Origin of the sequence: Coprobacillus cateniformis, assembly GCF_009767585.1 — a bacterium.
Lineage (GTDB): Bacteria > Bacillota_I > Bacilli_A > Erysipelotrichales > Coprobacillaceae > Coprobacillus > Coprobacillus cateniformis.
Genome location: NZ_WSNW01000001.1, coordinates 1,668,965 through 1,691,383 on the forward strand (window position 1 = coordinate 1,668,965; position 22,419 = coordinate 1,691,383).

Annotated in this window: 26 protein-coding genes; 24 read left to right on the top strand and 2 right to left on the bottom strand. The window is 31.2% G+C overall.

Going from position 1 to position 22,419, the window contains the following annotated elements:
* Positions 1-36 precede the first annotated feature (36 nt).
* Positions 37-849 (bottom strand): MurR/RpiR family transcriptional regulator, encoded by an 813-nt coding sequence (locus GQF29_RS08435; protein ID WP_336603416.1) that lies wholly within the window; start codon positions 847-849, stop codon positions 37-39.
* Positions 850-1,016: 167 nt separating this feature from the next.
* On the opposite strand from GQF29_RS08435, the gene GQF29_RS08440 reads away from it, so the two are divergent.
* From GQF29_RS08440 to GQF29_RS08460, 5 genes are all read left to right on the top strand, one after another.
* A complete protein-coding gene (locus GQF29_RS08440) occupies positions 1,017-2,297 on the top strand; it encodes a PTS sugar transporter subunit IIC (RefSeq protein WP_008789004.1) in 1,281 nt (426 codons plus the stop codon).
* On the top strand, positions 2,278-3,705 hold the full coding sequence (locus tag GQF29_RS08445; RefSeq protein WP_117598996.1) for a glycoside hydrolase family 1 protein: 1,428 nt from the start codon (positions 2,278-2,280) through the stop codon (positions 3,703-3,705). The genes GQF29_RS08440 and GQF29_RS08445 overlap by 20 nt, the downstream gene beginning before the upstream one ends.
* Positions 3,706-3,714: 9 nt before the next feature.
* Positions 3,715-4,311 carry a DUF6198 family protein gene (locus GQF29_RS08450; RefSeq protein WP_008789002.1) on the top strand — a complete coding sequence of 199 codons (597 nt, stop codon included), beginning with the start codon at positions 3,715-3,717 and terminating at the stop codon, positions 4,309-4,311.
* A gap of 72 nt (positions 4,312-4,383) precedes the next feature.
* Complete coding sequence (locus GQF29_RS08455) at positions 4,384-5,784, top strand: M17 family metallopeptidase (RefSeq protein ID WP_008789001.1); 1,401 nt, start codon at positions 4,384-4,386, stop codon at positions 5,782-5,784.
* A 122-nt stretch (positions 5,785-5,906) separates the two neighbouring features.
* A complete protein-coding gene (locus GQF29_RS08460) occupies positions 5,907-6,794 on the top strand; it encodes an HD-GYP domain-containing protein (protein ID WP_017144013.1) in 888 nt (295 codons plus the stop codon).
* Between the two features lie 75 nt (positions 6,795-6,869).
* Here the strand turns inward: GQF29_RS08460 and GQF29_RS08465 are convergent, their stop codons facing one another.
* Positions 6,870-7,772 (bottom strand): alpha/beta hydrolase, encoded by a 903-nt coding sequence (locus GQF29_RS08465; RefSeq protein WP_202086291.1) that lies wholly within the window; start codon positions 7,770-7,772, stop codon positions 6,870-6,872.
* Positions 7,773-8,457: 685 nt separating this feature from the next.
* Between GQF29_RS08465 and GQF29_RS08470 the strand changes: the two genes are divergently transcribed.
* From GQF29_RS08470 to GQF29_RS08560, 19 genes are all read left to right on the top strand, one after another.
* Entirely contained in the window at positions 8,458-8,667 is a 210-nt protein-coding gene (locus tag GQF29_RS08470) for a hypothetical protein (RefSeq protein ID WP_017144011.1), read from the top strand.
* A gap of 156 nt (positions 8,668-8,823) precedes the next feature.
* Entirely contained in the window at positions 8,824-9,408 is a 585-nt protein-coding gene (locus GQF29_RS08475) for an ABC transporter permease family protein (RefSeq protein WP_008788997.1), read from the top strand.
* Between the two features lie 24 nt (positions 9,409-9,432).
* Entirely contained in the window at positions 9,433-9,843 is a 411-nt protein-coding gene (locus tag GQF29_RS08480; protein ID WP_008788996.1) for a hypothetical protein, read from the top strand.
* A gap of 119 nt (positions 9,844-9,962) precedes the next feature.
* Positions 9,963-10,565 carry an L-threonylcarbamoyladenylate synthase gene (locus GQF29_RS08485; protein ID WP_008788995.1) on the top strand — a complete coding sequence of 201 codons (603 nt, stop codon included), beginning with the start codon at positions 9,963-9,965 and terminating at the stop codon, positions 10,563-10,565.
* On the top strand, positions 10,562-11,002 hold the full coding sequence (rpiB, locus tag GQF29_RS08490) for a ribose 5-phosphate isomerase B (RefSeq protein WP_008788994.1): 441 nt from the start codon (positions 10,562-10,564) through the stop codon (positions 11,000-11,002). Before GQF29_RS08485 ends, rpiB begins: the two co-directional genes overlap by 4 nt.
* Positions 11,003-11,006: 4 nt before the next feature.
* Positions 11,007-12,248 (top strand): serine hydroxymethyltransferase, encoded by a 1,242-nt coding sequence (locus GQF29_RS08495; protein WP_008788993.1) that lies wholly within the window; start codon positions 11,007-11,009, stop codon positions 12,246-12,248.
* A 15-nt stretch (positions 12,249-12,263) separates the two neighbouring features.
* On the top strand, positions 12,264-12,890 hold the full coding sequence (gene upp, locus GQF29_RS08500; protein ID WP_008788992.1) for a uracil phosphoribosyltransferase: 627 nt from the start codon (positions 12,264-12,266) through the stop codon (positions 12,888-12,890).
* Positions 12,862-13,086: an AtpZ/AtpI family protein gene (locus GQF29_RS08505; protein WP_336603413.1), complete on the top strand. Its 225-nt coding sequence runs from the start codon at positions 12,862-12,864 to the stop codon at positions 13,084-13,086. Before upp ends, GQF29_RS08505 begins: the two co-directional genes overlap by 29 nt.
* Positions 13,079-13,447, top strand: coding sequence for an ATP synthase subunit I (locus GQF29_RS08510; protein WP_054688812.1), 369 nt, complete (start codon positions 13,079-13,081; stop codon positions 13,445-13,447). The genes GQF29_RS08505 and GQF29_RS08510 overlap by 8 nt, the downstream gene beginning before the upstream one ends.
* A complete protein-coding gene (locus tag GQF29_RS08515) occupies positions 13,440-14,123 on the top strand; it encodes a F0F1 ATP synthase subunit A (protein WP_008788989.1) in 684 nt (227 codons plus the stop codon). Before GQF29_RS08510 ends, GQF29_RS08515 begins: the two co-directional genes overlap by 8 nt.
* A 46-nt stretch (positions 14,124-14,169) precedes the next feature.
* On the top strand, positions 14,170-14,412 hold the full coding sequence (atpE, locus tag GQF29_RS08520) for an ATP synthase F0 subunit C (protein WP_008788988.1): 243 nt from the start codon (positions 14,170-14,172) through the stop codon (positions 14,410-14,412).
* A gap of 39 nt (positions 14,413-14,451) precedes the next feature.
* Positions 14,452-14,955: a F0F1 ATP synthase subunit B gene (atpF, locus tag GQF29_RS08525; protein WP_117598997.1), complete on the top strand. Its 504-nt coding sequence runs from the start codon at positions 14,452-14,454 to the stop codon at positions 14,953-14,955.
* Positions 14,955-15,485 (top strand): ATP synthase F1 subunit delta, encoded by a 531-nt coding sequence (atpH, locus tag GQF29_RS08530; protein ID WP_008788986.1) that lies wholly within the window; start codon positions 14,955-14,957, stop codon positions 15,483-15,485. Before atpF ends, atpH begins: the two co-directional genes overlap by 1 nt.
* A gap of 9 nt (positions 15,486-15,494) precedes the next feature.
* A complete protein-coding gene (gene atpA / locus GQF29_RS08535) occupies positions 15,495-17,018 on the top strand; it encodes a F0F1 ATP synthase subunit alpha (RefSeq protein WP_017144010.1) in 1,524 nt (507 codons plus the stop codon).
* Between the two features lie 4 nt (positions 17,019-17,022).
* Positions 17,023-17,874, top strand: a complete 852-nt coding sequence (atpG, locus tag GQF29_RS08540; protein ID WP_008788984.1) for an ATP synthase F1 subunit gamma — start codon at positions 17,023-17,025, stop codon at positions 17,872-17,874.
* Between the two features lie 15 nt (positions 17,875-17,889).
* Positions 17,890-19,296, top strand: coding sequence for a F0F1 ATP synthase subunit beta (atpD, locus tag GQF29_RS08545; protein ID WP_008788983.1), 1,407 nt, complete (start codon positions 17,890-17,892; stop codon positions 19,294-19,296).
* Positions 19,283-19,681, top strand: a complete 399-nt coding sequence (locus GQF29_RS08550) for a F0F1 ATP synthase subunit epsilon (RefSeq protein ID WP_008788982.1) — start codon at positions 19,283-19,285, stop codon at positions 19,679-19,681. Before atpD ends, GQF29_RS08550 begins: the two co-directional genes overlap by 14 nt.
* A 395-nt stretch (positions 19,682-20,076) precedes the next feature.
* The gene (locus tag GQF29_RS08555) at positions 20,077-20,802 is read left to right on the top strand and encodes an N-acetylmuramoyl-L-alanine amidase family protein (protein WP_008788981.1); all 726 of its coding nucleotides are present in this window, start codon (positions 20,077-20,079) and stop codon (positions 20,800-20,802) included.
* A gap of 203 nt (positions 20,803-21,005) precedes the next feature.
* Complete coding sequence (locus GQF29_RS08560) at positions 21,006-22,412, top strand: polysaccharide deacetylase family protein (protein ID WP_008788980.1); 1,407 nt, start codon at positions 21,006-21,008, stop codon at positions 22,410-22,412.
* Positions 22,413-22,419 lie beyond the last annotated feature (7 nt).

Consider the following 22,419-nt stretch of genomic DNA (forward strand, 5'->3'; position numbering starts at 1 on the left):
AACTGTTATATAATTGTTTAAAATCTTTTTTTGATATTATAAATTATTTCTTTTTTTCATTTCTACAGCAAGATAAGAAACCAAAAGGATAAAGAAAACTTGTATAGAGTTATTTGATATAAATGTAGAATCGAAAAAATCAGGTATAAAAGAAAAATCTATTAAATTTGATAAACCTAAAGAAGAATCATATGATAAAGCGACAATTTTATTTTGATTTCTTTCAAAAACTTTTTCATTAATTTCCATCAATTCTTTTTTCATCCATTTACCAGAAAGACTAATAATAAAAATCATATCAGATTGTTCTAGTGTGTTTTCAATTATTGAAATATCTGAATGACGATCAATTTCATAACAAAGGATATTAAATGAACGCAACATCTCACTAAATAAATTGGTTGCAGTAAAACCGTGATGCCCTGTTAAGACAGTAATTCTTTTACAATATGATAATTGCCAGGCAATCCTTGAAATCTGTTCGTGATTATAAAGTGGGTAAAGGTCGTCATAGATATTCTTCATTTGATTTGTGTATGCATTATAAAGATCAATAGGATCATTGATCTCATTAATAAATTCTTGTGTAATACCATAAAAGTTAATGTAATTTTCTTGTTTAATACCGAGAAAACCATCATATCCTAACTTCTTACAGAATTTTGTGACTGTAGCAGGAGTTGTATTTGCTAAATAGGCAATCTTTTCAATGGATATATCAGGGAATTCAGATAAACGATCTAACATTACTTTGGCAATAATAAAATTCGTATCAAACTTTTTTATATTAAAGAGATATTCAGATAATATAACTTGTAATCCGCTCTTTTTAAAATCCTTTTTTAGAATTGTTTTATCCTCCTTTTTTTAATCTCTACAAATTATAACATATTTCTCACTATTTTATTTCATAATATTCATTTTCCAAAACTGGAAAATAGGTATAACAAGGGACATGCTATAATGATAGTGGTAATCATGATTATACAAATATCAAAAGAGAGAGGACGAATACAATGAATAAATTATCTGCAATGTTAGATGCAAAACTTGTACCAATAATGAGTAAAGTTTCTAATCAAAGACATCTTTCCGCTATTCGAGATGGCTTAGTTGCAACAATTCCATTAACAATTATTGGTGCTATTTTCTTATTAATTGCAACTTTTCCATTTCCCCAGGCTTATGTTGATTTTATGGCAAACAATCCAGCACTTACAAATGCTTTAATGATCCCATTTACACTTACAATAGGCTTATTATCCATCTATGTGAGTTTTAGTATTGGTTATCAATTAGCAAAAACATATCATATCTCTCCATTAATTGGAGGAATTGCTGCAACGTTATGCTTTTTAACAACAATAGGAGTGACTTCTATTGAAGATGGATCTTATATTAATAAAGCATATTTAGGTGGCGAGGGAATGTTTAGTGCTATTATCACTTCAGTATTTGCTGTAGAAGTTATGCGTTTTTGTGATAAACATAATTTAAGAATTAAAATGCCAGATTCAATTCCTCAAAATATTGGTAGTAGTTTTGATGCATTAATTCCAATTACTATTTCTGTGAGTGTTGTCACAATTGTTGTTCATTTATTAGGATTTGATATTAACACTGTCATTGCATCTGCATTAACACCTTTGTTGAGTGCATCAGCAGACTCATTGTTATTACCAATTATTTATGTTGTTTTAACTGCCCTCATGTGGTTTGGTGGTATTCATCCAGGAGTATTAAAAGCTATTGTTTTACCAATTTGGACAATCAATGCAGTTGCTAATATGGATGCATTTGTTGCAGGAACTCCTATTCCTCATGTGGGAGTTGAACCCTTTATCTTTACATTTCTTTGGATTGGTGGTGGTGGAGGAACACTTGCCTTATGTCTCATGATGTGTTTTTCCAAGAGTCAATCTATCAAAAGTTTAGGTCGATTAAGTATAGCACCAAGTCTATTTAATATTAATGAACCGATCTTATTTGGTGTTCCATTTATCTTAAATCCAACATTCTTTATTCCTTTACTGTTAGGACCATTAGTTAATGTTTTTATCACATATTTTGCTTTTACAACAGGGATTGCTGCAGGTATGGGTAATCCTCTTGCAGCAGCATGGAATTTCCCATCTTTCTTAGCAGGATTCTTGTGCACAAATTCATGGACAGGAGTTGCGTTAGTAGTTGTCAATTTCTTAGTTTATTTTGCAATTTATTATCCATTCTTTAAAATCTATGAGAAGAAAAGTTTACAGGAAGAAGGGAGATTAGAAAATGAAAAAGTGTCAGCATAAATTTCCAAAGGATTTTTTATGGGGAGGAGCAGTCGCTGCAAACCAAATAGAAGGAGCTTTTGATGTTGGTGGTAAAGGTTTATGTATTGCAGATATTAATGAGTTTAAAGGAGACCTGCCTCCAGAAAAAAGAGAGAATAAAGAAATGTCTCTTGAGGAAGTTAATCAATTATTAAATAAAAAAAATGGAAATTTTCCAAAACGTTATAGCATTGACTTTTATCATCACTACAAAGAAGATATTCAATTATTAGCAGGATTAAATATTAAATCTTTTAGAACATCATTTAACTGGGCAAGAATCTTTCCTAATGGTGATGAATCTGAACCTAATGAAGAAGGTTTGAAATTCTATGATAACCTTATTGATGAACTCTTAAAATATGGTATAGAACCTTTAATGACAATCTCTCATTATGAGATGCCACTCAATATAGCCATTCAATATAATGGCTGGTATAATCGCAAAACAATGGATATGTTTACAAAATATTGTGAAGTTTTATTTAAACGTTATAAAGATAAAGTGAAATATTGGATTTTAGTCAATCAGATTAATCTCTTTCATATAGAATCATTTAATCATTTAGGAATTCCTAGTGACCGTGTAGATAATTTAATGGAAGCTAAATATCAGGGATTGCATAATGAGCTGGTTGCCTGTGCAAGAGCAGTTAAAATTGGTAAAGAGATTAATCCAAATTTCCAATTAGGGGTTATGGCAAGTTATGGAATTCCCTATCCAGAAACAGGAAGTTCAGAAGATAATTTAGCTGCTTTAAAATATAGTCAACAAGAGTATTATGTCACTGATATGGCAGTCAATGGTGAGATTCCTTACTATATGTATCGCTTCTATGAAGATAATGATCTTAACATTGAAATTATAGAGCAAGACAAAGAAGATTTAAAGAATACTGTTGATTATGTCAGTTTTTCATATTACTACACTTCAAATATAAATAGTCAAAGTCAAGGAAGATTCCACAATAGCCATATTAAAGTCACTAATGATTGGGGTTGGGGAATGGATCCATTAGGATTAAGAATTGCTTTAAATCAATATTATGATCGTTATCATCTTCCTATTATTATATCTGAAAATGGTATGGGATTTTATGAAAAAATGAATGAAGATGGAACAGTGCATGATGATTATCGAATCAATTATATCAAAGAACATATTATGCAAATTAAAGAAGCTATTCATGATGGTGTCAATGTTATAGGGTATTATCCTTGGGGACCTATTGATCTTGTCAGCTGTTCATCATCAGAAATGGAAAAACGTTATGGTTTTATCTATGTTGATTTAGATAATGAATTAAAAGGAACAGGTAAAAGATCATTGAAAGATAGCTATTATTGGTATCAAAAAGTTATTGCTAGTAATGGTGAAGAACTATAATAAAATGATATGAGACTTCATCAAGAAATACTGTTATGTCTAGGTGCAACTTTTTGTGTAGCTATAGGAATTTGTCTCTATACAGATTGTCAGTTAGGTGCGGATAGTATTACAGTCTTTTTAGATGGAATGAATAAAACAACTGGGTTGTCAATTTCATTAATTGATCAAATGCTAGTCATTATAATGTTTATTTCAGCCTATTTTATAAATAAACATAATATAGGAATATGTACAATTATCCATACAGTGACAATTGGTATATTGATTATGTTTGCAAGTTTATTTATAACTCCCTTAGAATTAACCAAACAATCTTTGTTTGTCAGATGTTTAGGTGTTTTATTAGCTGAATTGTGTTTTTGTTTTGGATTTGCATCCATGCAAAAATTATCTTCAGGCATGGCAACAGCAGATGCTTTTATCTATGGTATAGTAGAAAAAACTCACTTAAGCTATATCAAAATTCATTTTATCTTTGATTCTGTTTATTTTATAATTGGATATTTATTAGGTGGAATTATTGGTATTGGAAGTATAGTTTATGTTCTAACATCTGGTTGGATCACTTTTCAAATCAAAAAAAGGATAGATAAAGTTATTTAGAAAGAGGAAAGCCTCTTTCTTTTCTTTCTTATTAAAAAGTGTTACGATATATAGCATATAGGAGGATTATTTATGAAACAATCAGAATATAAAAATATTAAAGAATGTCAAAAGGATATCATTTATCCAATTTATAAAGATCAAGATATTTGTAAAGGGTTAATAGAAACTCTAGGATATGATTTAAACAATAGTATTGATAAGGAGTTTAATAAAATAACACAGATACATACATTAGGAAAACTTCCTTTTGAAACCATAACATTTATTGGTTTAGGATTTTCTCAAGATATAACAACAACAAAATTGAGAAAAGCTTTTGGGCATGTTTCTCAAGGAATAAAAAAAGAGTCAGTATTTATTGCTAAAAAGGCAGTTACAAACAATATATCAATAGAAAAAATAACAGAATTATTTGTTGAAAGTCATATTATTGCCCAATATCAAGAACATAAAATAGGACATGATATTAAAGATATTGTACAAGTTGATATTATGGCACAAGATATTGATGTTTCAAGTCATATTGAAAAAGCAATTGCTTATGGTGAAGGAATTAATTATGCGAGAGAATTAGCTGATACACCATCAAATTTAATGACACCTGAACATTTAGTAGAAGAGGCTAAAAAAGTTGCACAACAATATGGTATGGAATGTACTATTTTGGATAAGAAAATGTTAAAAGAAATGAAAGCAGGAGGGATTTTATCAGTCAATTTAGGTAGTCATATTCCAGCTTATATGATTTGTTTAAAATATACAAATGCTAATACACCTTATTCAGCAGTTATTGGAAAGGGACTTACTTTTGATTCAGGTGGCTATAATCTTAAAGGAAACAGTTATGGAATGAAATATGATATGTGTGGTGGTGCTGATGTTTTGGGAATCATGAGAATTCTTGGAGCAACAAAAGCCAAAGCGAATGTTTATGGTATTATTCCAACGACTGAAAATTTAGTCAGTGATAAGGCATATAAACCTCAGGATGTCATTACGACTCTTTCAGGTCAAACAGTTGAAATTGTCAGTACAGATGCTGAAGGTCGCTTGATTTTATGCGATGCAATCACTTATGCTCAACAACTAGGAGCAACTCATCTTATTGATTTAGCGACACTTACAGGTGCTTGTGTGAGTGCTTTAGGAAATATTTATACAGGCGTTTTTTCTAATAGTGAAGATTACTATAAAATGTTTGAAAAGATTGCAAAAGAAAGTGATGAAAAGGCTTGGCGTTTACCAATTGATCCTGAATATTTTGCAAAATTAAAATCAGCAAGTGCTGACTTTAAGAATTCTGTTGGGAAACCTGGAGCTGGAGCCAGTGTGGCTGCAAATTTCTTAGAAGCATTTATCGAAGAGGGTACTGAATGGATACATTTAGATATTGCAGGGACAGCTGATAACAATGGAACTGCAGCAACAGGTGCTATGGTAAGAACTGTTGTAAAGATGTTTGATTTATAAAAATAAATCTAGAGTTTTTAATTGGTTCACATTGTTTATGAAAATAGGTATAATCTTATCTGTGCAACTTATCCCATTGTGTGTTAAAATGACTATAAGAATAAGTACAGGAGGTTATGCAGATGTCCGAATTTCAAGTGATACCCAACCCAATTTTTCATGATACAAATAAAACTGTAGAAGAATTATTTAGTAATAATTCTCTACAGTTTGCTTATTATGAAGTGAATCCAGATAGAATGATGGGTTTCACAGCCGAAACTGAAGATGTTACTATAATCATCTATGTGATTTCAGGAAGTGTTTATATAACAACACCTGATGGCAAAATAAAAGTTTCCTCTCATACAAGCATAGTTCTAGATAATATTCAGCATACATATATGTTAGTCGCAAATGAAGTATCTCAATTACTCGTTTTTACAAACACAGAAAAAGTACAGCATATTGATGCTGCCAATGTATTCCGAAAAATCATTAATGAAATTGAGCAAAAAGATATTTATACAATCGGACATAGTCATAGAGTACGTAAATACTCAAGTGCTATTGCCTTAGCATTAGATCCAGCTTATGATATTATTCCTCTAGCAACAGCCGCAGGACTTCATGATGTTGGAAAAATTAAAGTTCCCAAAGAAATCCTACAAAAACCAGGAAAATTAACCCAAGAAGAATATCAGATTATTAAAAAACATCCCATAGATACATATGAATTATTAAAAGAATATTTTGAAGAAGATATTGCAAAAATGGCTTCATTACATCATGAACGATTAGACGGAAGTGGGTATCCATATGGGCTAAAGGGAGAAGAAATTTCATTAGATGTAAGAATTATAGCAGTTGCAGATGCTTTTGATGCCATGACAAGTCATCGAAATTATCACAAAGATATGACATACTTAGAGGCAGTTAATGAATTAGAAAATCTGCCTGAACAATATGATAAAAAAATAACAGCTATTCTTAAACAATTAGTCAATGATGGAAGTTTATTTAATATTTAATAATGAGATATGTAAATATAAAAAGAGTTTAGGTTTTTTTGTTCTAAACTCTTTTTTGCATATTTGAGACAACAATTAAAGATGAACATATTGACTCATAAATTCAATAATTGTTTTTTCACATAGTTCTTGATTAACAAGATAACTTTGTGCATGTTTTGCGCCTTCAACGATTAATAGATCTTTGTCAGCAGCACAAGCATTGTACAAATCATATACCATATAGGTTGGAACAAAATCGTCTTGATCACCATGAATGAATAAAGTTGGTGTCTTAGATTTCTTAACTTGTTCAATCGTAGATGCTTCTTTAAAACTATATCCTATGCGTTTTTTACTTAATAAAGTTGCAGTAGGTAAAATAATTGCAGGTGGGATATGAGATTGTTTGAGGTTATGTGCCAATTCGTCAAGAACACTTGTAAAACCACAATCAGAAATAATACATTTGACATCATCAGGTAATTTTTCTCCACTTGCCATTAAAACAGTCGCACTTCCCATAGAAATACCATGTAAAACAATTTGCAAATTTTTATGAAAATATTCTTTTATTTCTTTGATCCATTGAATGCAGTCTAATCTATCTAACCAACCAAAACCAATATATGTTCCCTCACTATCACCATGTGCTCTATTATTTGGCAATAAAACATGGAAGCCTAATTCATGATAGAACTTCACATAATAAGCAAATTCTCTTAAATTATAATTACGATAACCATGTACTGCAATAAGAACTTTATCAGTTTCTGTTTCAGCCTTCAATAGTTTAGCACGTAATTTCAACCCATCATGAGATGTTATTTGTAAATCTTCAAAATTTTGTTGATTTAACCATTGAGAGTCTTTTTCATCAATTGGTTTCTTAGCATCTTTGGGTCTTTTCTTACATGCAATATCAATTGCCATAATACTTGTAAAACCAACAGCAATTCCTGATAATAATGCTGCAGTTGCAAGAGTTTTCTTTTTCATTTCAATCACATTCCTTTCCTGTATGTACCTATCATATCATAAAATAATTAAAAGTGTAAATTTTCATAACTTTAAATAATATATTTGTTATAATATAAGTAGAAAGAAATAAATTCTTCTTTATCAAATAAAAGTTATAAGAGAATAAGATGAGTTATCTTTAATATAGAAGGAGGAAACAATATGGATATATTAGCAGCCTTAATTAAGAATGCTTTTATACTAGGTATTTTAGTCATAAGTGGTTTTGCAGTTGTTTATTATTTTAAGAACAGGTAGCAAGAAGTTTATAAAAAGAAAAACCAATATTCTTATTAGGAGCTATGATGTTTATGAAAATTACTAGAGTATTGTGAGAAATAAGTCAGTTGTTTTTTGTGATTTGTTTGTTTTCATGACATACATTATAAAATGTATAATGAACAATTAATAATATATAATGCTTAGAGGAACATATATCAAAGGATGCTTTCAAGCTTATTTGAATAAATAACTAAGATAAAGAAGTTGATGTAATAAGTACACTATAAAGTACTAAAATAAGAATTGTACTTATTTTTAGGTTTAATGGATTATCTGATATTATAAAGAGATGAAATTAAAAAAGTAGATATATTTAGATATTATATTCTATGGAATACTTTCCAATAATTAAATCTAACTCTAGATAAATTGGACAGCTTCAATGAAATATTATCCATTGACGCATGTATTTACTCTTAACAATATGACGTATGAAACACACTTTACAACAACACCAACATGGAGAGTTATTCATGTAGTTACAACTCCAGAACGTCATAGACATATTACAGGAGATTACATAAAAATCACATATCAAATGAAAACAGTTGGCACTTTAGTAAAGTATATGACTTTCAATTTTCAAATATAAATAATACTATTTATATCTAATAGTGTTTAAATGAGTTTATGAAAGGGATGAGTTTTCTTCATCTAAATAAGCTGTTGGCTCATCCAAAATAAACAGCTTGGCATTTTTTACAATGCCACAAATAACAGCCAACCTTAAGTTGAGGTAAAAGGTGTATTGAAACCCAATTATGATCAAGAGAAATCTATATATGTTCCTTATAATATGTTAAAGGACAAATTAGCGAACAAGAGTGTTGAATTGGGAAACGTACCTGTTATAAAAATGATAGTAGAGTTAAATTCTTTGGATGATTATCATGATATTTCAAAGAACCTATCTGATTATTATATTTTTACAACTTCTTTAGATATATCTAGTCAATCACAATTTATTCAAGTATTCGGTTCAATTTATCTTGTTTTTATATGGATATTTATGATTATTATTTTGAGTATATATAAAATATACAGAATCATTGGAGATAAGCGCAATATTGCATTACTTCAAACCTTAGGTGTTAATCATTCTCAATTAGTAAATATGAAAATATTTGAAGAAAGCATCTCATTATTAACTATGAGTTTGATTGCCTTTAGTTTATCTACAGTTCTGACACTTTTGTTTGCATCCCAATTATTAGAGATGTTACCAATATTTATTTTGGTTATTTTGATAAATGCAGCTATCCTATTAATTATTAATCTCATTATTTATATTTTATTTCTTAAGAGGTATACACCAGAGTTTTTATTAAAATAAAGAAAGAAGGAAAATATAAGAACAATGACTTTTAAAAAAATATTGCTTTGTTTAGTTTGTATGTTTATTTGTATAATATCTCTAGTTACAACAACTCAAGTGAGGGCTTTAGACAATCAAGCAACTCCATATGCCAATATAGAAAGATACACAGTTAAGGAAGATGTTGGTTTAAATAAGAATGGCATTAATATGGGATATGTGACTTGTAAAGTTGTTGTTGAATATAGTTCATTAGGTCCAGGTTACACTGTCATATCAGCAACATGTGAACCACATTTTTCAATAGCGTATCCTTTTTTAACAATTGGTGGAGTCAAATCTGACCCTGCGGTTGGTAAAAAAATAACTGGAGACAGTGTAAAGGTCTCATTTAATGTTAGAGAAATGACAAGTGGTACAATGTGGAGTTATGATTGTAGAATACGAATTTAGAGGAGAGACACAAAATTTTGTGTCTTTCTTTTTATATTTTGAATTTTCTTGTTTTCTACCTATATTTCTATAATTTTTAACCGTTTTATGGTAGAATATTTCACAGAGGGTGATGTGTGATGACAAAGGTTGTATCAGTTGATGAAATTGAAGAAGTTTGTAATATTATTGAATGTAATGGTGTGGTTGCATTTCCAACAGAAACAGTCTATGGAGTTGGTGTGAAGTTTGGCTCAAAAATAGCCTTAGATAAGTTAATGGAGGCTAAGAATAGAGATTATTCTAAAGCTATTACATTGATGGTAGCGGATGAAAAAGATATTGAAAAATATGCTTTTGTGAGTGATGATGCAAAAAAAATTGTTCAGGCCTTTATGCCTGGGATGATTACACTTGTTTTTAAGAAAAAAGACACTGTTGATCCAATTATGACGAATGGAAAAGAAACAATTGGAATTCGTATACCAGATGATCAATATGTATTAACTTTGCTGAAAAAAGCTGGACCTATGCTAGTCACGAGTGCAAACTTATCAAATCACCCCAATACTACATCAACAAAGGAAGTTTTGAATCAATTGGATGGTCGGATTGATCTGGTAGTAGATGGACAAACAACTGATAATGTTGCAAGTACTGTTGTAGATGTAAGTAGAAATGAAATGAAAATATTACGTGAGGGTAAAATAACAAAAGAGGATATACAGGAGGTATTGAAATGAAAATAGCAGTTGCATGTGATCATGGAGGATTACGATTAAAAAATGTTCTTATTGAAGAGATGAAGAAACAAGGATACGAAGTTGTTGATTTTGGAACTTATAATGAGGAGAGTTGTGATTATCCTGATTATGCTTCAAAAGCAGCAAAAGCAGTAGCATTGGGGGAATGTGAAAAGGGTGTTGTTGTATGTGGAACAGGAATTGGTGTTTCTATTACATGCAATAAGGTCAATGGAATTCGTTGTGCATTGGTACATGATGTATTTAGTGCTAAAGCGACAAGAGCTCATAATGATTCTAACATGATTGCAATGGGACAAAGAGTTATTGGTGAAGGATTAGCTTTGGAAATTTTAAATGCATGGTTAAGTACTGATTATGAAGGTGGTAGACATGATGCAAGAATTCAAAAAGTTATGGCTTTAGAGGAGGAATAAAACAATGAGAGATACTGAAGTCTTTGAAAGTGTTGAAAGAGAATTAAATAGACAAAGAAATAATATTGAATTAATTGCTTCTGAAAACTTTGTTTCTGAACAAATTTTAGAATTAGCTGGAACTGTTTTAACAAATAAATATGCTGAAGGATATCCTGGAAAGAGATATTATGGTGGATGTCAATTTGTAGATGAAGTAGAAGATTTAGCAAGAAACCGTTTAAAAGAATTATTTGGATGTGAGCATGCAAATGTGCAGCCTCATTCAGGAGCACAAGCCAATACAGCAGTTTATTTAGCTGTTTTAAAACATGGTGATAAAGTTCTAGGAATGTCACTTGCTGATGGAGGACATTTAACTCATGGACATCCATTAAATTATTCAGGAATTAATTATGAATTTCATAGTTATGGAGTCACAAAAGAAACTGAAACAATTGATTATGATGATTTTAAAAGAAAAGTTGAAGACATCAAGCCAAAGTTAGTTGTTGCTGGGGCGAGTGCTTATTCAAGAACAATTGATTTTGAATTTATGGCTCGTGTAGCTCACGATAATGGAGCGTTGTTTATGGTTGATATGGCTCATATTGCTGGTTTGGTTGCTGCTGGATTACATCCATCACCATTCCCACATGCTGATATTGTCACAACAACCACTCATAAAACATTAAGAGGACCTCGTGGTGGTGTCATTATGTGCAAAGAAGAGTTTGCTGCCGATATCGATCGAGCTGTTTTTCCTGGTATGCAAGGGGGCCCATTAATGCATATTATTGCGGCTAAAGCTGCATGTTTCTATGAAGCATTACAACCTGAATTTAAGGATTATGCAACTCAAGTTATTAAAAATGCAAAGGCTTTTGAAGAATCTTTAAAAGAAGAGGGATTTAGATTGGTTGCAGGTGGAACTGATAATCATTTGTTATTAATTGATGTGAAAGCAAGTTGTGGAATAAGTGGTAAAAAAGCTGAAAGATTACTTGATGAAATTCATATTACAGCAAATAAGAATGCTATACCTTTTGACAGCGAAAAACCATTTAAGGCAAGTGGTATTCGTGTTGGAACACCAGCTATGACAACAAAAGGTTTTAATGAAGAAGATTTCAAAGAAGTTGGAAAAATTATAGCATATCGTTTAAAGAATGAAGAAACTGACGAAATTAAAGAAGAGTGTATAAAAAGAGTGAAAGCATTAACTGATAAAGTGACTATGTATCATGATTTCACTTATATCAAATAGAAAGAAGGACAAATTATGGCAACAACAATATTAAATCATCCATTAATTGATCATAAATTGACAATTATGAGAAATAAAGATACAGGAACAAAAGAATTTAGACAAAATTTAGATGAAATAGCCATGTTGATGGCTTATGAGGTGACAAAAGGATTACCAACAAAAAATATCGAAGTTGTGACTCCAATATGCCAAATGACAGGAAAAGAACTCGTAAGACCAATTATTCTTGTTCCTATTTTAAGAGCTGGTCTTGGCTTAGTTGATGGTTTCAAAACAATTATACCGACTGCAAAAGTAGGTCATATTGGAATGGCTAGAAATGAAGCAACTTTAGAACCAGAAGAATATTATGCTAAATTTCCATCATGCTTAGATGCTGCTGATGTTATTGTCGTTGATCCCATGTTAGCAACTGGTGGAAGTGCATCTGCTGCTATTGTCAATATTAAAAAACGAGGGGCAAAGTATATTAAACTGGCATGTCTGGTTGCTGCACCAGAAGGTATTGCAGTTATCGAACGCGATCATCCTGATGTTGATTTAGTTGTTGCGGCTTTAGATGAAAAATTAAATGAAAAAGGTTATATTGTTCCAGGTTTAGGGGATGCTGGTGATCGTCTTTTTGGAACAGATGAATAAAAAAATGATGTTAAAAGACTTAGTCTATGCATTAGAATTAGGTTTAAGAGTTATAGGAACGTTCATTATATGTTCATTCGTAGGTGTTAAACTTGATCAGTATTTTCATAGTCAGCCAATTATATTATTAATATGTCTATTATTGGCTTTTGTCTATGTTATAAGATTATTGTTAGGAGTGGGTAAACATGAATGAGAAAACTGTATTAAAAAGTTCTATTTATGTCTTTCTTGTTGGATGTTTAGGGCTCGGATTACTAAGTTTATTTATTCAAAATATATCTTATATATTAGGGTTTATTTTGGGGTATATTATAAATATCATTGTCTTTTTAATGATTATGAAAATGTCTGAAGGAATATTAAAGTTTTCAATGTCTACTGCAATTATTGCAGTTATGTTTCTGGCAAAGTTAGCTTTATATGCATTAGGGTTTTATATATCTGTAAAATCACCATGGTTTCATTTACTCGGTGTATTTTTAGGATATATGGTTACCAAGGTAACAATATATGTAGAAGGATTTATTCATAAAGGAGGTGAAGTTGATGCTTAGTGCGACAATACTTTCTACAGTACATATTCAATTACAAGTTGAACTGGTATTCTCTTTAATTATAATGTCAGCGTTAATTCTATTCTTTGTATTTGCTGGGAAAAAGGTTATGGCAGCTGATCCGTTAGAGAAGCCAAAAGGTATTGTGTTAGTATGTGAAACAGGTATAGAGATGGTTTATAACTATATGAAATCAATCATGCCATCACGATTTGAGAAACGTTATTATCCTTATTTTGCGATGTTGTTTGTTTATTTAATTGTCGCTAATTTAAGTGGTTTGATTGGTTTTGATGCACCAACATCAAATTTTTCGATTACTTTGGCAATGACATTAATTACATTTACATTAATTCAGTATAATGCGTTAAAGAAAAAAGGTGGATTAACATATGTTAAAGAATTAATATGGCCACCTACCAATATACTTGGAGCAGTATCACCATTAATATCGTTATCAATGCGTTTGTTTGGTAATATATTGAGTGGAACAATTTTAATGGGACTGGTTTATCAATTTACTGGCTGGTTATCAAGTTTTATCTTACCAGTCAATATTTTGGGTCCTATTTTAGCACCTGTATTACATGCTTATTTTGATGTTTTTGCAGGATGTATTCAAACATTGGTATTTGTGACTTTATCTAGTATTCTGATATCAATAGAAGCAGAATAACTGGTGAAGAATAAAAAAACAAAAAATTATTTGGAGGAATAAAAAAATGACAGATTATGGTTTAATTGCAATTGCAGCAGGTATCGCTGTATGTGCAGGTTTAGGAACAGGAATTGGTGAAGGGATTGCAGCGAGTAAAGCAGTTGAGGCTGTAGGTAGAAATCCAGAAGCTGAAGGAAAAATTCGTACAATGATGATTTTAGGTATTGCTTTATCTGAAACAGTTGCTATTTATGGTTTATTAATTTCTTTCTTATTAATGTTCGTTTTCCCAAGCTTTATTGGATAAAAGTTGGAGAATGAGTAGATAAAGAAGGAGGAACAAGAAATGAATATTGATATTGCTGGAAAGTTATTTCCCAATATAACAACAGTTATTATTCAATTGTGTTCAACAGGAATAATGCTATTCTTTTTCAAGAAATTTCTTTGGACTCCTATGCAGGCTTATTTTGAAAAAAGAGCTAATTTCATTGAATCAACAATCAATGAAGCAAAGGAAATGAATGAAAAAGCAAAGACATTTATGGTAGAAAGCGAAGAACAGGCACGTGAATCTGCTAAAGAATATCGTGGAATTGTTGAAAGAGCAAAAGCCGATGCTTTAAAAGTACGTGATGACATTGTGGCAGATGCGAAAAAAGAAGCTGCTAATAAATTAAAACAAGCTGAAAGAGAAATTGAAGCAGAAAAACAACAAGCTAAAGAAGAAATGAAAGAAGAAATGGTTGGTATTGCAATAGAAGTTGCTGCAAAAGTCCTAAGTAAAGAAATGAATAGCAAAGAAAATCAACAAATGGTTGAAGACTTTGTTGAAAAGGTTGTTAATTAATGGACATCATTGCAATGAGATATGCTGAATCATTATTTGATTTAGCAAAAGATGAAAAGACCATTGAAACTTATCAAAAAGATATTACAAAAATTCAAGAAGTTTTTGATAGTGAAGAAATTGTGAAGTTCTTTAGCCATGTTGCATTACAAGATGAAATCAAAGTTGATGTCTTGAAAAAGAGTTTTGAAGGACAAGTATCTTTATATGTCTATAATTTCTTATTGTTACTTATTAAGAAAAGAAGAATCAAATATATAAGAGAGATTTGTCAGCAGTTCCAATCTTTATGTAATGATTACTTTGGTATTAAAGTGGGTAAGGTAGTCAGTGCTTATCCTTTAGATGATAAGCAACTTCAAAAGATTGAACACGCTATTGGTATAAAAGAAGGAAAGAAAGTTAAGTTACGTGTGGTTATTGATGAACGATTAATTGGTGGAATTAAGGTAGAAATTGATAATCATGTTTATGATGATTCACTTTCTTATAAATTAGAATCACTGAAACAAGAGTTATTAAGAAGGTAGGTGAAGGTAGTGGATCTAAGACCAGATGAAATTAGTGCATTAATTAAAGAACAGATTAAGCATTTTAATGATCAGATTGAATCTAAAGATATTGGAACAGTTATGACAATTGGTGATGGTGTTTCACTTGTTCATGGCTTAGATAATGCTATGCTTGGAGAATTGTTATTGTTCCCTAATGATGTTTATGGAATGGTTATGAATCTTGAAGAGGATAGTGTTGGTGCTGTATTACTTGGTAGTGAAGGAACTATTAAGGAAGGCGATGAAGTGAAACGAACAGGAAAGATTATTGAAGTTCCTGTTGGTGATGGTTTATTAGGACGTGTCGTGAATCCATTAGGGCAACCAATAGATGGTCAAGGAGAAATCGTTTCTTCTAAAACAAGACCAATTGAAAGAGTTGCGAGTGGAGTTATGACAAGAAAGTCTGTAGATCAGCCTTTACAAACTGGAATTACATCTATAGATGCTATTATTCCAATTGGTAGAGGGCAACGTGAGTTAATCATAGGTGATAGACAAACAGGAAAAACTGCTATTGCTATTGATACAATTTTAAACCAAAAAGGTCAAAATATTTATTGTGTGTATGTTGCAATTGGACAGAAAAATTCTACTGTTGCTCAAATTGTAGAAAAATTACGTAAGGGTGGAGCAATGGAATATACAACGATTGTTTCAGCAGGTGCTAGTGAACTTGCTCCAGTTCAATATATTGCACCATATGCAGGGAGTGCAATGGCAGAAGAGTGGTTATCACAAGGAAAAGATGTTTTAATTGTTTATGATGATTTATCTAAACATGCCGTTGCTTATCGTACTGTCTCTCTCTTATTGAAGAGACCACCAGGACGTGAAGCTTATCCAGGTGATGTTTTCTATTTACATTCTAGATTACTTGAAAGAGCATGTCGTTTAAATGAAGAAAATGGTGGTGGCTCAATTACAGCACTACCAATCATTGAAACACAAGCAGGAGATATCTCAGCATATATTCCAACGAATGTTATTTCGATTACAGATGGTCAAATTTTCTTACAGCAGGATTTATTTAATGCTGGATTTAGACCAGCAATTGATACTGGATTATCAGTTAGTCGTGTAGGTTCTTCTGCTCAAATTAAGGCAATGAAGCAAGTTTCAGGATCATTAAAGCTTGAGTTGGCACAATTTGCTGAAATGCAGGCATTTGCCCAATTTGGTAGTGATTTAGATGCAGCAACAAAAGCAACCCTAGATCATGGTGAGAAAGTTCGTGAAGTTTTGAAACAAGCTCAGTATTCTCCTCGTTCTGTAGAAGAGCAAGTGATTTCATTGTTTGCATTAAAATATGGATTTACAAAGGCTATTCCAGTTGCAAAAGTATCACAATTTGTGAGTGAATTATATGAAGAAATGAAATTCAATCATGCAGATATGATTGAAGATATTCGTATTCAAAAAGCAATTAGTGAAGAACTTACAAAACAATTAAAAGAAGTTATGGGCGAATTTGTAGAAAAATTTTTAAAAGTGAATAAGGAAGGATAGAACAATGGCTAGTAATATGCAGTCTATTAAAAGGCGTATAAAGTCCGTTGAATCTACAAAAAAAATCACAAAAGCAATGCAACTTGTTGCCACTTCAAAATTGCAAAAGACAAGAAAACAATTAGAAGAACTCAAGCCTTACTATAGTATGGTTCAAGAAACAGTTGCCGAGATTCTCGCCAGTAATAAGAATTTAATTGATAATCCATATTTAAAAGAGAATACTCAAGGAAAGACTGTTTATATTGCAATGACATCAAGTTTGGGATTATGTGGTGGATATAATGCTAATGTTTTAAAAACAATAGCAAATGAGATTGATGATAATGATCTTGTTTATATGATTGGTTCTAAGGGGGCAGCATATTTAACACATAGACAAATTGAATTTAATCATGATTATTTACATTTAAATTCAACTATGGATTTTAGAGAAATTGTTAGGCTTGTAGGTGAATTAACACAAATGTATAGAGATCAGGAAATTTCTAAAATTAAGATTATTTATACTCAATTTGTTAATAACTTAACTTTTACACCAAGAGTTATTACATTATTACCTGTTGATACTGCTGATTTTACAGATATTGAGGTCACAAAGAAATTTACTATCTTTGAACCGAGTCCAAGTGATGTACTCAATCATCTGATACCTATGTATTTACAGTCAGTAATATATGGTTACTTAGTAGAGTCAGTAACAAGTGAAAATGCATCAAGACGTGTGTCTATGGAAAATGCTACTGATAATGCGCAAGAATTAATTGAAGACTTATTGTTAAAATATAATCAAGCAAGACAAACAGCGATTACAAATGAAATATCAGAAATCGTTGCAGGAGCGAATGCTCAATAGAAAAGGAGGTGCCTTATGTCTAATATAGGTAAAATCGTACGTGCTGTTGGACCAGTTGTTGATATTGCATTTAATGCTGATTTTTTACCAGCATTAAACACTGCGATTCAAATTGATAATCAAGGTGAATCATTAACAGTAGAAGTTGCACAACATATTGGTGATGATATCGTACGTTGTATTGCAATGGGGCCTACTGATGGATTAATCAGAGGACTTGATGCGATTGATACAGGAGCACCTATTAGTGTACCTGTAGGAAATGAAACATTAGGAAGAATGTTTAATGTTTTAGGGAATCCAATAGATGGTAAAGAACCATTGGATTCTAGTGTAATGGCTATGCCAATACATAGAAGTGCACCTACTTATGCACAACAAAGAACTGAAACAGAAATCTTAGAAACAGGAATCAAGGTTATTGATTTAATTTGTCCTTATATTAAGGGTGGTAAGATTGGGTTGTTTGGTGGTGCTGGAGTAGGAAAAACAGTATTGATCCAAGAATTGATTAATAATATTGCAACTCAGCATGGTGGTTTGTCTGTTTTTGCAGGAGTTGGTGAACGTTCAAGAGAAGGTAATGATCTTTATTATGAAATGAAAGAAAGTGGTGTTTTAAATAAAACAACTCTCGTTTTTGGACAGATGAATGAGCCACCAGGATCTCGTTTGAGAGTTGCATTAACTGGACTGACAATGGCAGAGTATTTTAGAGATGAACAAAATCAAGATGTCTTATTATTCATTGATAATATCTTTAGATTTACACAAGCTGGTTCAGAAGTATCAGCTTTACTAGGACGTGTTCCTTCACAGGCTGGTTATCAACCAACACTGGCTACAGAAATGGGACAATTACAAGAACGTATTACATCAACAAAAAAAGGTTCAATTACATCAGTACAAGCAGTTTATGTACCTGCTGATGACTTGACTGACCCTGCTCCAGCCACAACCTTTGCTCATCTAGATGCAAAAGTTGTATTGGATCGTTCTATTGCAGCATTAGGAATATATCCAGCTGTTGACCCATTAAACTCATCATCACGAGCTCTTGATCCTTTAGTTGTAGGACAAGTTCATTATGAAGTAGCGCATGGAGTGCAACAGATACTCCAAAAATTCCAAGAATTACAGGATATTATTGCTATTTTAGGTATGGATGAATTAAGTGAAGAAGACAAGATAACTGTTGCTCGGGCAAGACGTATCCGTAATTACTTATCACAACCATTTACTGTAGCTTCTCAATTTACAGGAATGGAAGGTAAATATGTTCGAGTTGAGGATACTATCAGAGGATTTAAAGAAATCTTAGAAGGAAAATGTGACCATTTACCTGAACAAGCATTTCATAATGTAGGTTCGATTGAAGAAGCTATTGAGAAAGCAAAGACTTTAACTGATGAAAACGTTTAAGCTGAAGATAGTGACACCAAGAGGAATCTACAAAGAAACAGAAGTAGAGTTACTCAACTTAAGAACAACAGCAGGTCAAATTGGTATTCTTGCAAACCACTTGCCTCTTGCAAGTGGACTTGAAATTGCAGAAATGGACTATAAAGATGCGAACGGGCAAAGAAATAGATTTGCATTATCTGGTGGTTTTGTTTATGTCAATGAAGATGAAACCACAATTATTGCTAATGCAATAGAATCACCAGAAGAAATTGATTTACGTCGTGCTGAAGAAGCAAAACGTAGAGCAGAAAAACGTCTGCAAGATAAAGATGGCGATATTTTAAGAGCTGAAATGGCTTTGAGAAAAGCAATAACTAGAATACATGTTAAAAATGGGAATTAAGATTTGATTTGGTTCAAATCTTTTTTTCTTTCCTGCATTATAATGAAAATGAGCTGATTATGGAAATAATTGAACATATTGCAGATATTTAGGTAGAATAAAATGACTGAGATACATATAGAGATAAGGTTTATGCAGGATGAAAATTGAAGAGAGAAGTTAAGTAAGTATGTTGCAATGAGAAGTCATATAACATGAGAATCCTGAACAAAAAGAGTATCTAGAAAAATACAGGAGTATGAGATTATTAAAAAATTGAGAAAGAAAATAAGAAAAAAACCAGGATAAGTCTCAAAAGGATGATAATACAATCAATAATCTGTTAAACAAAATATAAAAAAGATTTGTTATTGTGTCGAAACATGTTAGAATAAAACTTGCGAGGATGTGAGATAATGGCAAAAAAGAAGAAATTAAAATTAAGAATAGACAGAGTTATTTTGGTTGCTATCATTGCAATAATAATCCTTTTTGGACTATATAAAGGAATTATGTTTGCAGTAGATCAGGTTTCTGGATTTTTTGCTAAAGAAAAGCCAGTACAAGTTGAACAAAAGGAGAAAGAATATATTGCAACAGTTGTTATTGATCCAGGACATGGAGGATATGATGCTGGTGCAAATACAAAAAATCTATTTGAAAAAGATATTACGCTTACGACTGCTAAAGCAGTTGGCAAGTATTTAGAAAATCAAAATATTAAAGTTATTTATACAAGAACAGAAGATATTGAGTTACATGATGATAAAAAAACAGACTTGGAAATGCGAGCAGCAATAAGTAAAACAAATCAGGCTAAGTATTTTGTATCTATACATGTTAATGATTTTGATAAAACAACTGATGTTTCAGGGTTTGAAGTTTATACTAAAAATGATGAAAGTACAGCTTTGGCAACTTCTGTTGGTACATACATAGAAAAATTAAATTATTCTAAAAATAGGGGTATTCAAGATGGAAAGAGTTTGGTTGTTCTAAAAGCGAATACTGTCCCATCTATATTAGTAGAATTAGGTTATATTAAGGGAAAAGATTATAATTATTTGAGTGATAATCAAAAATTAGAACAGATAGGTGAAGCTATTGCAAAAGGAATAGTAGATCAAGTACATAAAAAGTAGATATACTTATGGTAAGATGTTTTGAGATTAAAAATAATGATATGGAGTAAAAAGAAGAAGTTCATAATTAGCACTTCTTCTTTTCATTTACAAGATTGAGTTTATTTTAAAAAGTATTGTTGATATAGGAATTTATTAAGGATGTATGAGTATACATTAACTGTCGAATTATGTATAATAGAGATGAAGAAAGCTGGGATATTATGAAGATTAAAAAGAGGGTTTATATCATCATAGGAATTGCTATAGCTATTATTGGAGCAGTAATCTTTTTTATGTTTATGGATAGGCCTGTTGTTGAATTTAAGGATGATATTGGAAAGATTGAGATTAAAGGGGAGTATGATCCTAAAAGTTTTATTTCTCAGGTGAGAGGTCATGATATTGATGATATAGATGTTGATAAATCTCAAGTCAATATAGAAAAGATAGGTACATATGAATTGATCTATAAATTAAATGATAAGGAATATATTTTAAAGGTTGAAGTTGTAGATACTGTTGCTCCAACGTTTGAAGTCAATTCATTGGATATAGACCTTGGTAGGAATGTATCAGTAGAAGATATTGTTAAAAATATCAATGATCAAACTGAAACAAAATCATATTTTAAAGAAACATATGACTTTAGTAAAGAAGGAGAACAAGAAGTCATTGTGGTTGTTGAAGATGCAGGTGGTAACAAGACAGAAAAATCAGCGAATGTAAAGATTGTCAAAGATGAAGAAAAACCAACATTAAGCGGATTACATGATATAAGTGTTACTAAAAATGGTAAAATTAACTATTTAACAGGTGTTACAGCAAAAGATAATCGTGATCCGCATCCTCAAATTGATGTCAACTCATCTCAGGTTGATACAAATCAGGTAGGAGTATATAATGTTATATATACAGTTACTGATCGTTCAGGAAATAGCAACTCTTATACAAAAAAAGTCACTGTTTCTCAGAAATCAGTAGCAAATCATGGTCAAAGTGGAGATAAAGTTGTTTATCTGACATTTGATGATGGTCCATCTGAAAATACAGCACAAATATTAAATATTTTAGATAAATATAATGCCAAAGCAACATCCTTTGTGACAGGTAATGGACAAAAGTATAATAACCTTATTAAAGAAGCACATAATAAAGGGCATACAATAGGTCTACATACATATACACATAATTATTCTAAAGTATATGCTTCAGTTGATGCATATTTTAATGATTTGAATAAAGTAGGAAAAATGGTAAAGGGGTTAATTGGTTTTGTTCCTAAGTATATAAGATTTCCTGGTGGAGGTTCTAACATGGTTTCTAAAAAATACACACCAGGTATTATGAGTGTTCTTGTGTCAGAAGTGCAAAACAGAGGATATCAATATTATGACTGGAATGCAAGTACAGGGGATGCCAATGGAAACAATATTGCAGTTCATAAATTGGTCAAAGAAGCAACATCAAGTCATGCTCATAATATTATGATTCTTGCTCATGATACAAAGGCAAAATCAACAACAGTGCAGGCTTTACCAAAGATTATTGAATATTATCAAGGGTTAGGTTATACCTTTAAAGGTATAGATGATAATAGCTATGCACCACATCATAAAGTGAATAATTAAATAAGTA